General features: G+C 65.4%; 11 protein-coding genes. 1 reads left to right on the forward strand and 10 read right to left on the reverse strand.

The genetic code is table 11. The features are described 5' to 3' along the window. The first annotated feature begins 41 nt into the window (after nucleotides 1–41). Nucleotides 42–1,664: a methyl-accepting chemotaxis protein gene (locus PMM47T1_RS09525; protein ID WP_008368063.1), complete on the forward strand. Its 1,623-nt coding sequence runs from the start codon at nucleotides 42–44 to the stop codon at nucleotides 1,662–1,664. Nucleotides 1,665–1,730: 66 nt separating this feature from the next. Here PMM47T1_RS09525 and PMM47T1_RS09530 read toward each other — a convergent pair whose 3' ends face one another. The 10 genes from PMM47T1_RS09530 to PMM47T1_RS09575 are packed head-to-tail and all read right to left on the reverse strand — an operon-like array spanning nucleotide 1,731 to nucleotide 10,870. Beyond that, nucleotides 1,731–2,171 (reverse strand): hypothetical protein, encoded by a 441-nt coding sequence (locus PMM47T1_RS09530; protein WP_043300891.1) that lies wholly within the window; start codon nucleotides 2,169–2,171, stop codon nucleotides 1,731–1,733. A gap of 24 nt (nucleotides 2,172–2,195) precedes the next feature. Next, entirely contained in the window at nucleotides 2,196–3,422 is a 1,227-nt protein-coding gene (locus PMM47T1_RS09535) for a beta-ketoacyl-ACP synthase (protein WP_008368067.1), read from the reverse strand. After that, on the reverse strand, nucleotides 3,422–4,150 hold the full coding sequence (fabG, locus tag PMM47T1_RS09540; RefSeq protein ID WP_008368069.1) for a 3-oxoacyl-ACP reductase FabG: 729 nt from the start codon (nucleotides 4,148–4,150) through the stop codon (nucleotides 3,422–3,424). The genes PMM47T1_RS09535 and fabG overlap by 1 nt, the downstream gene beginning before the upstream one ends. Beyond that, nucleotides 4,143–4,607 carry an ApeP family dehydratase gene (locus PMM47T1_RS09545; RefSeq protein ID WP_008368070.1) on the reverse strand — a complete coding sequence of 155 codons (465 nt, stop codon included), beginning with the start codon at nucleotides 4,605–4,607 and terminating at the stop codon, nucleotides 4,143–4,145. Before PMM47T1_RS09545 ends, fabG begins: the two co-directional genes overlap by 8 nt. Further along, on the reverse strand, nucleotides 4,604–5,794 hold the full coding sequence (locus PMM47T1_RS09550; RefSeq protein WP_008368072.1) for a beta-ketoacyl-[acyl-carrier-protein] synthase family protein: 1,191 nt from the start codon (nucleotides 5,792–5,794) through the stop codon (nucleotides 4,604–4,606). The genes PMM47T1_RS09545 and PMM47T1_RS09550 overlap by 4 nt, the downstream gene beginning before the upstream one ends. After that, on the reverse strand, nucleotides 5,791–6,276 hold the full coding sequence (locus PMM47T1_RS09555) for a hypothetical protein (protein ID WP_008368073.1): 486 nt from the start codon (nucleotides 6,274–6,276) through the stop codon (nucleotides 5,791–5,793). Before PMM47T1_RS09555 ends, PMM47T1_RS09550 begins: the two co-directional genes overlap by 4 nt. Further along, entirely contained in the window at nucleotides 6,273–7,004 is a 732-nt protein-coding gene (locus tag PMM47T1_RS09560; RefSeq protein ID WP_008368076.1) for a class I SAM-dependent methyltransferase, read from the reverse strand. The genes PMM47T1_RS09555 and PMM47T1_RS09560 overlap by 4 nt, the downstream gene beginning before the upstream one ends. Beyond that, nucleotides 7,001–8,245, reverse strand: coding sequence for an NAD(P)/FAD-dependent oxidoreductase (locus PMM47T1_RS09565; RefSeq protein WP_008368078.1), 1,245 nt, complete (start codon nucleotides 8,243–8,245; stop codon nucleotides 7,001–7,003). Before PMM47T1_RS09565 ends, PMM47T1_RS09560 begins: the two co-directional genes overlap by 4 nt. After that, the gene (locus PMM47T1_RS09570; RefSeq protein WP_043300892.1) at nucleotides 8,232–8,609 is read right to left on the reverse strand and encodes a hypothetical protein; all 378 of its coding nucleotides are present in this window, start codon (nucleotides 8,607–8,609) and stop codon (nucleotides 8,232–8,234) included. Before PMM47T1_RS09570 ends, PMM47T1_RS09565 begins: the two co-directional genes overlap by 14 nt. Beyond that, nucleotides 8,606–10,870 (reverse strand): MMPL family transporter, encoded by a 2,265-nt coding sequence (locus tag PMM47T1_RS09575; RefSeq protein WP_443216088.1) that lies wholly within the window; start codon nucleotides 10,868–10,870, stop codon nucleotides 8,606–8,608. Before PMM47T1_RS09575 ends, PMM47T1_RS09570 begins: the two co-directional genes overlap by 4 nt. Nucleotides 10,871–10,902 lie beyond the last annotated feature (32 nt).

A 10,902-nucleotide genomic window follows, 5' to 3' on the forward strand; every position in this document is an offset into this window, starting at 1 on the left:
GGCCGATGACTACAGGGCGAGTTATCCCCCTGGAGCCCCCAATGAACGTTCGTCAGCTGCGCATCTCGACCCGTGCTTTCCTCAGTTTTGGCCTGATCAGTCTGCTCATGCTCGGTTTCGGTATTTTCTCGATGAACCAGATCACGCACATGCGCGAGGCGGTCATCCATACCGAGGAAGTGTCACACGCCGGTACGCGCTGGCTGGGCAGCATCCGCGATAACTCGCTGGGCATTCGCGTACTCACCTTCCGTTTGATGCTCAATCGTGACCCGGCGCAAGTGCGCCCGGTGCTGGACCGCATGACCTTCCTGCGCGGCGAGCTCGACAAGGCCATCCAGGGTTATGCGCCGATCGTGCCTGAGGCTGCGCGCTCGCAATTCGCGCAGTTGCAAAGCGTGGTTTCCCGCTACCAGGAGCAATTGTCGCGCTACCAGGCGTTGTCTGACCAAGGTGACACCCAGGGCATGATGGCGCTGCTCAACGGTCAGATCCAGGACTTGTCCAACCAGACCGGCGACCTGTTCAACGAGCTGGTGAAAATCAACCTGCAGGAGTCGGCGCTGTATACCGCGGCGGCCAAGGGCAGCTACGACACCGCCATCCAGACCACCATCGCGGTGCTGGTCATTGTGTTCCTGCTGACCGTTGCGCTGGCCTGGCTGCTGACCCGCAGCATTGTCAAACCGCTGGAAGAAGCGGTGGTGGCGGCCGGTCGTATCGCCAAGGGCGACCTCACCGGGCGCATCAACGTCGAAGGCCAGGACGAGGCCGCCGAATTGCTGCATTCGCTGGTGAACATGCAGAAGAGCCTGATCGACACCCTGCGCCTGATCGGTGACTCGTCGCACCAACTGGCGGCAGCGTCGGAAGAAATGACTGCCATCACCAACCAGACCTCCGGCGACCTGAATAACCAGAATGCCGAGATCCAGCAGGCCGCCACTGCGGTCAACGAAATGACCGCGGCGGTGGAGGAAGTGGCGCGCAATGCCGTGTCCACGGCCGATGCCTCCAACGACTCCACCAAGGCCGCACAGCTGGGACGCCAGCGTGTCGACAGCACTATCATTGCCATTCAGCGGATGGGCGAGCGGGTAGAGGACGCCTCCGAGCAGGTCAAAGAACTGGCGGCCCATTCCCAGGACATCGGCAAGATCCTCGACGTGATTCGTGGCGTGGCCGAACAGACCAACCTGCTGGCCCTCAACGCGGCCATCGAAGCGGCCCGTGCCGGCGAGGCGGGGCGTGGTTTCGCGGTGGTGGCCGACGAGGTACGAGCGCTGGCCGGGCGTACCCAGACCTCCACCCAGGAAATCGAACTGATGGTCGCGGCCATCCAGCAAGGCACGGCCAAGGTGGTCGAAACCATGCAGGCCAACAACGATCAGGCGCTGACCACGCTGGACGCCGCCAAGACGGCTGGCACCGCGCTGGATGAAATCAGCGCGGCGATTTCCCTGATCCACGAGCGCAACATGGTCATTGCCAGCGCCTCGGAAGAACAGGCCCAGGTGGCCCGCGAAATCGACCGCAACCTGGTCAACATCCGCGACCTGTCGATCCAGACCTCAGAAGGCGCCGGGCAGATCGATGAGGCGAGCCAGTCGCTGTCAGGCCTGTCCCATGACCTGAAGAACATGGTGGGCCGCTTTCAGCTTTGACCCGGAGCCGCCGCCAGGCTGCGAAGGCCCGCCCCGCAGCGCCTGCGGCATTACCTCCCGCAAGTATTACTGTGCCTTGCCCTGCAGCTCGGCCAAATCGTGTTCGTCCTGGGCGTCGCTGGCGTCGCCCTGCAGTTTGCGCAGGATGCTACGGTCGAGCAGGATCACCCAGCGGTTGTAGTTGCGGTTGATCTTGCCGTCCTTGTAGCCCAGGTCCTGGCTGTCGCGGTAGCTGATGCGGTAGTGCCCGGCGGCGTAGGCGATGTCGACCTTGGCGGTGTATTTGGCGCGTACGTTCACCTGGGCGTGGATGACGTCGCTGTCAACGCTTTCCACGGTCCACTTGCGCGCGGCCAGGGTGCTGAGGACCGCTTGCTTCACCTGTTCCTTGCTGGCGGTGACGCCGGCAGGCACGGTGCGGTCGGGGGTGATGATCTTGCGGCTGGTGCAGGCAGTGACACTGGCAAGCATCAGGGCAACAAGTAGCAGGCGTAGCATGGAAGACATTCCATTTTCTCCAGGGTTATGAAATCAGGCCCAGCGGCGCAATACCAACGAGGTGTTGACGCCGCCGAAGGCAAAGTTGTTGTTCATCACGTACTGATTGTTCATGTGGCGGAACTCGCCACGCAGGTAATCCAGCTCACCGCACAGCGGGTCGATGACGTCCAGGTTCAGGGTGGGCACGTACTGGTCGCGGTTCATCATTTCGATGCTGAACCAGGACTCCAGCGCCCCGCAGGCGCCCAGGGTGTGGCCCAGGAAGCTCTTCTGCGAACTGATGGGCATGCGCGCGCCGAACAGGCTGCTGGTGGCCAGGGTTTCGGCGATATCGCCTTGCTCGGTGGCGGTACCGTGGCCGTTGACGTAGCCAATGGCATCAGGCGCCAGGCCGGCGTCTTCCAGGGCCAACTCCATGGCCCGGCGCATGGTGGCCTGCTCCGGGCGCGTGGTGTGCTGGCCATCGGCGTTGCTGCCGAAGCCGACAATCTCGGCATGGATGTGCGCGCCGCGCGCCAAGGCATGCTCCAGTTCTTCGAGCACCAGCATGCCGGCGCCTTCACCAATCACCAGGCCGTCGCGGCCGCTGTCGTAAGGGCGCGGGCTAGTCTGCGGGGCATCGTTTTTCAGGCTGGTGGCGTACAGGGCATCGAAGACCATGGCTTCGGTGGGGCACAGTTCTTCAGCGCCGCCGGCCAGCATCAACGGCAGGCGGCCGAACTTGATGGCCTCGTAGGCATAGCCGATGCCCTGGCTGCCGCTGGTACAGGCGCTGGAGGTGGGAATCAGGCGCCCGGTAAGGCCGAAGAAGATGCTGATATTGGCGGCGGTGGTGTGCGGCATCATGCGCACGTAGGAGTTGGCGTTGAGGCCCTCGGCCACCGAGTTGAGCAGCATGTTGCCGAATGCCTTGATCTCGTCGGTGCTGCCGGTGGATGAGCCGCAGGCCACACCCATGCGCCCGTCGCGAATGATCGGGTCGTTGAGCAAGCCGGCGTCGATCAGGGCCTGCTCGGCGGCGGCCACCGATAGGCGGGAGACCCGGCCCATGCTGCGCAATTGCTTGCGAGTCCAGTGCGCGGGCACCTTGAAGTTATCGATGGGGCCGGCCAGGCGGGTGTTCAGTTCTTCGAACCGGTCCCATTCGTCCATGCGCCGAATGCCGCTGCGCCCGGCACTGAATTGCGTGGCGATGCTGGCCCAATCACTGCCCAGCGAGGTGATACCGGCCATGCCGGTGACGACGACGCGCTTCATCAGCACAGTCCCCCGTTCACGGCCAGCACCTGGCGGGTGATGTAGCCGGCCTCGGCCGACATCAGGAAGTTGACCGCGCCCGCCACTTCTTCGACGGTGCCCAGGCGCTGCGCCGGGATCATCTTCATCAGCTCCTCCACCGGTACGTTTTCGTCGAGCATGGCGGTGTCGATCAGGCCGGGGGCCACGCAGTTGACGGTGATCTTGCGCTTGCCCAATTCGATAGCCAGGGCCTTGGCGGCGCCTATCACGCCGGCCTTGGAGGCGCTGTAGTTGACCTGCCCGCGGTTGCCAATCATGCCCGACACCGACGTGATGCAGACAATGCGCCCCGGGGCGCGGCGGCGGATCATCGGCATCATTACCGGGTGCAGCACGTTGTAGAAGCCGTCCAGGTTGGTGCGCATCACCAGGTCCCAGTCCTCCTCGCTCAGGGCCGGAAAGGCGCCGTCGCGGGTCAGCCCGGCGTTACACACCACGCCGTAGTAGGCGCCGTGGGTTTCCACGTCATCCAATAGCACGTGCGCGCAGGCGGCGCGGTCGGCCACGTCGAATTGCAGCACGCGGGCCTGACGGCCCATGGCCTGGACTTCGGCCTGCACGGCGTCGGCCTCGCTGCGGCCGCTGCGGCAATGCAGCACCAGGTCAAAGCCGGCCTGGGCCAGGCGCAGGGCAATGGCGCGGCCGATGCCGCGGCTCGAACCGGTGACCAGAATGGATTCAGACATGTGAAGGCTCCTGTGGCGCGCCCAGGTACTGCGCGGCCTGGGGTGGGCGATAAACGTTCAGGCGGGCACTGGCCTGGATGCCGGGGCCGCTAAGGTGGCATTCGAATACACCCATGCCGCTCTCGTCTTCCAGCGAGCGCAGGGCGTGTATATGCAGGGTGCTGCCCAAGGGGAAATGCTCGACATTGCATTCGTACTTGCGGCTGCCCAGCAGGAAGCCGAGTTCCACCGGCTGGCCGTTCTGGCGCGCCCGGCAGCCGGCGTAGGCGGCGACCGTCTGGGCCATCAGTTCCACACCCACCCAGGCGGGCAGGCTGCCGTCCTCGCGGCTGAACAGGCCACCGGCGCGCACACTGACGTGGGTATGGATGTTGTCTTCGTCGAACGATTCGACGTGGTCGATCAAAATCATGTCGCCGGCATGGGGCAACAGCTCGGCGACGGGCCAGGCAATCATGGGGCGTCTCCAATTATCAGGCTGACGTTGTTGCCGCCGAAGGCAAACGAGTTGCTCATCAGGTGGCGGCTGCCAGTGGCGGCCAGTGGCTGGCCGGGCACTACCCAGTCCAGCGTCGGCAAGGAGGCATCGGCCTCGCCGTCCCACACGTGGGGAGGCACGGCGTTCTCGGCCAGGCTCAGGCAGCAGAACGCCGCCTCCAGTGCGCCGGCGGCCCCCAGGGTGTGGCCGCTGAGCGGTTTGGTCGACGAGCACGGCAGCCCCGCCGGGAACACCTGGGCCACTGCCAGGCTTTCCATGGCATCGTTGTGTTGCGTGGCGGTGCCGTGCAGGTTTAGGTAGTTCACCTGGTGGGCCTGGAGGCCGGCCTGGCGCAGGGCCTTGTTCATGGCGTCGATGGCCCCGCGCCCAGACGGCTCGGGGGCGGAAATATGGTGCGCATCGCTGCTGGCGCCGGCACCCAGCAACGCCAGGGGCCGGGCCTGCTCGCCGAGGTTTTCCCGGGTCATCAGGAACAGCACCGCTGCTTCGCCAATATTGATGCCCTGGCGGTTGCGCGAGAACGGGTTGCAGCGTTCCTGCGCCACCGCCTCCAGCGCGCTGAAGCCGTTCAGGGTCAGCTTGCACAGGCTGTCCACGCCGCCGCAGATCACCGCGTCGCACAGGCCCAGGTCCAGCAGGCGGCGCGCGCTCATCAGGGCGCGGGCGCTGGAGGTGCAGGCAGTGGAGATGACATAGGCCGGCCCCGACAGCTGCAGCCACTGCACCAGGAAGTCCGCCGGGGCGTTCAGCTCCTGCTGCCCGTAGCGATAGTCGGGCGGGAACTGGCCATCGCGCAGGTAGGCGGCGATATGCCCGCTGGCTTCGTCGATGCCCGAGGTACTGGTGCCCAGCACCACGGCCACGCGGTCGGCGCCATGGCGCTGGATGGCTGCCTGTAATTGCGGCTCGATCTGCAGGGCGGCGTCCAGTAGCAGTTGGTTGTTGCGACTACGGTGGTTGGCCAGGTGTTCAGGTATTTCCGGCAGGTCACCGGGCACGGCGCCCACGGGCGGGTTGCGTTCTGGCACCCAGCCAGGCTGCGGGCGCATGCCCGGGCTTGCGCCAGCGAACAGGGCGCGGGCCACCTCGGCCTGGCCCCGGCCCAGGGCACAGGTAAGGCCCAGGGCATTGAGGTAGGCAGTCATGGCGAGACCTCGACGGGCAAGGGGCTGATTTCATAGCGCAGGCCCTGGGCCAAGGTCAGGGTCAGGTCATCGCCGGCGCGGTAGCGCACCGCCCAGCGCTCGCCCAACTGGCGGGTCTGGCCAGCGGTGGTCGCTGATGGATACATCGACGACAACTGCTGCTGGTTGGTGAGGGCAAACAGCAAGGCCGCAAACAGCTCGCGCGCCGCCGGGTTGGGCGGCAACAGGCCGTCGGCCTGCCATTGGCCGTTGACCAGCAACTGGCGGGCGACGGGAATACCCAGCGGGTCGATCATGGACCAGCGCAGCCCGGCATCCTGCTGCTGGATGACCAGCAGCCAGTCCTGGCGCTCGCTGCCTTGCAGCCGCTGCACATGCAACTGCATCGGCAACGCCAGCTCCGGCAAGCGCGCAGGCAGCGGCGGACGGGCGGCGCACGCACTGAGCAGCAGGGCACAGGCCAGCCACAGCAGGCGTTTCATGGCTGGCCACCGAGGGGCTTGCGTGCCACCACGTTCACCAGTGTTTCTTCACGCTGGCCGAAGGGTTTGGGCTTGCGCAGGCGCAGGCGTTCCAGCAGGCCGAAGTCCTTGGCGCGGCTCCACCACAGGTACGGGTAGGAAACGTTCTGCGGGCCGAACTCGAAGCCTTGCTGACGAATCATCTGCAAGTAACCCGCGGCGCTTTTCTGCACGTGCATGGGGTGGCGGAACAGCCAGCGGATAACCCAGGTGTCGATGTACGCCTCGGTGGATTCGGCGAACAACAGGTAGCCGCCCGGCTTCAGTACGCGATAGAACTCGGCCAGTGCCTGTCCTTGTTCCACCAGGTGGTGGAAGGTCTGGTGACAAAACAGCAGGTCCACGCTGGCGTCGGCGTGGGGCAGGCTGGCGCAGTCGGCGCCCTGTACCTGGGCATTGAGCCCCAGGCGCGCCGCTTCCAGGCGAGTAAGGTCGACGCTATGTGGGTCGGCGTCGCTGCCCAGCAGTTGACCGGGGGCAAACACCTTGTTCAGGTACTGGAACGACTTGCCTTGCCCGCAGCCGGCGTCCAGCACTACCGGGGCGAGGGGCAGCGGTTCACTGAACAGGCTGCGCAGGTCGTTGATCGCCACGCGCAGCACATGGTGCTGCCAGGTGTGGCTGCGCAGGAACCAGAAGCCGAAGCGGGTTTCTTCGACATAGCTGTCGCTCAGGTACGGGCCGTTCATGCTGGCACCCGCGCGCAGACTTCGGCCAGCATGCGCAAGCGCCGCTTGGGTTCGGCCACGAAGGGGTTGCGCTCATCCCAGGCGTAGCCGGCCAGGATAGAACTGATCATGCGGCGGATTTCTGCCGAGCTGCCGGGGTGGTAGATCACGTCCTGGAAGCTGCCGTCATACCAGCCTTCCACGTAGGCACGGAAGGTGTCCACGCCGCGCTTTAGTGGCTCGGCGAACTGGGTTTGCCAGTCCACGGCCTCGCCGTTCAGTTGGCGGTCGAGCAGCCCGGCGGCCATGCTCGCCGAACGCATGGCGATGGTCACGCCGGACGAAAACACCGGGTCGAGGAATTCCGCCGCATTGCCCAGCAGCGCGAAGCCGGGGCCATGCAGCACCTTGACGTTGGCCGAATAGCCGCCAATGGTGCGCGCCGGGGTGTCCCATTCGGCGAACTGCAATACCCGCGAAAGACTCGGGGTCTGCGCCACGAATTCCTTCAGGCAGGCGTCCAGGTTGTCCTGGCCCTTGAAGTGCTCGGCAGCGGCCACCACGCCAAGGGAGCAACGGCCGTTGCTGAACGGAATGGTCCAGAACCACACGTCCCGATGAGTGGGGTGGGTGGTGATCAGGATCTTGTCGCGGTCAAACGCCTGGCAGTCGATACGGTCTTCGATGTGGGTGAAGATGGCCTGGCGCACCGGGAAATTGGACGGTGCTTCCAGGTCCAGCAGGCGTGGCAGCACGCGGCCATAGCCGCTGGCGTCGAGCACAAAGCGGGCAGCCACGCTGTACTCGCTGCCGTCCAGGCGGCGAACCTGCAAGCGCCGGTGCGCGCCGCTGAAGTCGACGCTGACGATTTCTTCTTCGTAGCGAATTTCCACGCCTTGCTGCTCGGCCTGGTCGGCCAGCAGCTTGTCAAAGTCGGCGCGCTGCACCTGGTAGGTGCTGGGCTTGCCCTGGGTGAAGGTATCGCCGAAGTCGAAGGCGCTGTATTCCTCGCCCCAGGCGAAGGCCGCGCCGTTCTTGCGCTGGAAGCCTGCAGCCTGAACGGCTTCGAGCATGCCGGCTTCTTCGATGAAGTCGATGCAATGCGACAGCAGGCTTTCGCCAATGGAAAAGCGCGGAAAGCGCTGGCGTTCGATGATCAGTACATCATGGCCGCGGCGCTTTAGCAGGGCGGCAGCGATGGCACCCGATGGCCCCGCGCCAATCACCACCACCTGGCGTTGTTCCATCTCAGTGTTCGGCATGATGCCTCCTTGCAGGTTGAGCAGTATTCAGGGGAATCGAGGGTAGGCCGGCCAGCGCTGGCAGCAGCGTGGCTATCGGCATCCAGCCCAGGCTTTGCAGGGCGCACTGAACATCGATCTGGACGATACGCAAGGCCATGATCAGCGGCATGGCCACGCCGTTTTGCACGGTTTTCATCCAGACCGGGTTTAGCGGCAGGCGCGGCTCTACCTTGAGGCGTTTCGTGCACAGCAGGTAGGGCAGGCCGAAAATCAGTGTTTTGAATTTGAAATGTTCGGCGGCCAGCAGCAATGTCATGAACATCAGGGCGTCAATCATGGGCAGGCGCAGGGTATGCAGCAGCCAGAAACACGCGACCATCATGCCGCCGCCTTATGCGGGTGTTCACCGGCCCAGGGTGCCAGCAGGAAGCTGAAGCCCAGGCCCAGGCTCACCGACAGGCCGAAGTTGCTCACCGCCGGTGTGCTGGACACGGCCAGCAGGCCGAACGACAGCCAGGTGGTGGCCGCCGCCAGCAGGGTGCCCAGCAGGCTGACGGCAGCCCCGCCAATGCGTTCGCGCATGAGGATGGCGTAGTCGACGCTGATGGCGGTAACCAGCAGCAGGCCGAACAGGCTGAACAAGGTCAGTGGCTGCCCCAGCCAGCCCAGGCTTGCCAAGCTGCACAGCGCGGCCAGCAGCGGCAGGGCGACAATGCGCAAGGCGCCGCGCCAGCCAAATGGCAACACCAGCAACAGCACGATCAGGGCGCAGGACAGCAGCTTTAGCTCGGCGGCGCTGACTTGGGTAGCCGCGAATACCTGGTTCAGGGCGCCCAGACGGTCTACCAGTTTCACCCCCGGCAGGTCCTGTGCCACCGACTGCAATAAGGCACTGTTGGCCAGCCCTTGCAGGCTGACCATGGCAGCCACGCCGTGGCCATCACTGCCCAGCCACAACGGCCGCCAAGGCTCGCTCAACGGCCCTTGCAGTGCTTGTTCGATGGTCTGGTCGGGCAAGGCCAGCAGGGTTGCCAGCTCGCCGCGCAAGGCCGCTTCGGGCACGCCCAGCGCCAGCAGCGGTTGCCAACGCTCGGGCAGGCGCGCCAGGGCGTCGCGCACTTGCGCCTGTTGCTCGGCCGTGGCCAGCAGCTGCGCCAGGCCCAGGTAGCCCTGCAGTTTGCCCTTGGCGACCAGCACGTCAAGGCGCAGGTCCAGGGCCTTTTCCCGTACCAGCAACTGTTGCGGGTCAGCGGCCTGCACCAGGAAGAACTGGCTGGTGGGCTGGTAACCGGTGATGCGCGCCACGGCCTGGGCCTGTTCCAATAATTGTGGCGGTGCGCCAACCCACTGGCGAATGTCATTCTTGACCGTCAGGTGCCACAGGCCACCGGCGCAGAATGCCAGCAGCAGGGCCAGCAGCCACGCGCTGGCGACCCGGGCCAGTAGCGCCTGGCGCACGTCCACCAAGCGCTGGGCCATGCTCAGCGGCCATTGCGCCGGTTGCAGTTGCACGCCCTTGAGTAACGCCGGCAGCAGGCACACCGCGGTCAGGTAGGCACCCAGCAACCCGGCGGCGGAGAAGCAGGCGATCTGGGTCAGCGCCGGAAACGGCGTGGCGGCCAGGGCCAGGTAGCCGATGCAACTGGTGGCCAGGCTCAGGCTCAGCCCCGGCAGGGTCAGGCGCAGGGCCTGCCAGCTGTGCCAGGGGCGCAGGCTCCAGCCTTTGGACAGGTAGTGCAGCGGGTAGTCCACGGCAACGCCGATCAGGCTGGAACCCAGCACCAATGTCATCACGTGCATGTGCCCGAACAGCGCGATGCAGCAGGTGGCGCCGAACAGCATGCCCACCAGCACCGGCAGGAACGCCAGCAGCACTCGCCAGCGGCGGAAGGCCAGCAACAATAGCAAGAGAATACCCAGCGTGGCGCCGCCGCCCACCCAGGCTATTTCCCGGCTGGCTTCGCGCTGGCCATTGGCGGCATACAGCAAGCCGCTGGCCGCCAATAGCTGACCGTGCGCGGCCGCGCTTTGGGTTCGGGCGCCGCTCAGCAGGTCATCAACCTTGAGCGGCAGTTGCATGTCGAAGGCATCGCCCAGGGTTCGGGCGCGTAGCAGCACCCAGTAATTGCCGTCCGCTTGGGCCAGCAGCGCACCGCTGCCAATGTCCAACTGCACCGCGCCGTGGTGCGGCTGGCTGTTCTGAATGCGTGCGGTAAGGCCCAACCAGTCGTCCTGGCTGGGCACCAGGCTGAAGCCGGTGAACGGGTCGAACAGGGCGCTTAGCCGTTGCTGGATGAAGGCGTCGGGGTGATTGATCAGTTGGTCGCGGTCGGCACTGGCCAGCATCGACAGCCGCCCTTGCAGCAGTTGTTTGCGCAATGCGGGCAGGTCGGCCTGCAGGGTCCACTGCACCTTCTCGAACAGCCCGCTCGCCTGCCACTGCCCGGCCAGGGATTGCGCCAGAGCGATGGCCTGATGTTTGTCAGAATGGCCAACCAGCACCAGTAATTCGCGGTTCAGCGGTTCTTGCACGCGCTGTTCGGCACGCTGCTCCAGGGCGTCGGGCGCGCCGCCGGGTACCAGCTCCATCAGGTTGGCAGACAGCGGCGAGGCGCCATGCCATTGCCAGGCCGCGAGGGTCATGACCGCCAGCAGCAACAACAGGAACAGCCGTG

The organism is Pseudomonas sp. M47T1, assembly GCF_000263855.1.
Classification (GTDB): Bacteria; Pseudomonadota; Gammaproteobacteria; order Pseudomonadales; family Pseudomonadaceae; genus Aquipseudomonas.

Bases quoted from the DNA above. Each gene is read 5' to 3' on its own strand.
- PMM47T1_RS09565 (WP_008368078.1), bottom strand. From the start codon at position 8,245: ATGCCGAACACTGAGATGGAACAACGCCAGGTGGTGGTGATTGGCGCG.
- PMM47T1_RS09550 (WP_008368072.1), bottom strand. From the start codon at position 5,794: ATGACTGCCTACCTCAATGCCCTGGGCCTTACCTGTGCCCTGGGCCGG.
- PMM47T1_RS09570 (WP_043300892.1), bottom strand. From the start codon at position 8,609: ATGATGGTCGCGTGTTTCTGGCTGCTGCATACCCTGCGCCTGCCCATG.
- PMM47T1_RS09545 (WP_008368070.1), bottom strand. From the start codon at position 4,607: ATGATTGCCTGGCCCGTCGCCGAGCTGTTGCCCCATGCCGGCGACATG.
- PMM47T1_RS09575 (WP_443216088.1), bottom strand. From the start codon at position 10,870: ATGACCCTCGCGGCCTGGCAATGGCATGGCGCCTCGCCGCTGTCTGCC.
- PMM47T1_RS09530 (WP_043300891.1), bottom strand. From the start codon at position 2,171: ATGTCTTCCATGCTACGCCTGCTACTTGTTGCCCTGATGCTTGCCAGT.
- fabG (WP_008368069.1), bottom strand. From the start codon at position 4,150: ATGTCTGAATCCATTCTGGTCACCGGTTCGAGCCGCGGCATCGGCCGC.
- PMM47T1_RS09555 (WP_008368073.1), bottom strand. From the start codon at position 6,276: ATGAAACGCCTGCTGTGGCTGGCCTGTGCCCTGCTGCTCAGTGCGTGC.
- PMM47T1_RS09560 (WP_008368076.1), bottom strand. From the start codon at position 7,004: ATGAACGGCCCGTACCTGAGCGACAGCTATGTCGAAGAAACCCGCTTC.
- PMM47T1_RS09525 (WP_008368063.1), top strand. From the start codon at position 42: ATGAACGTTCGTCAGCTGCGCATCTCGACCCGTGCTTTCCTCAGTTTT.
- PMM47T1_RS09535 (WP_008368067.1), bottom strand. From the start codon at position 3,422: ATGAAGCGCGTCGTCGTCACCGGCATGGCCGGTATCACCTCGCTGGGC.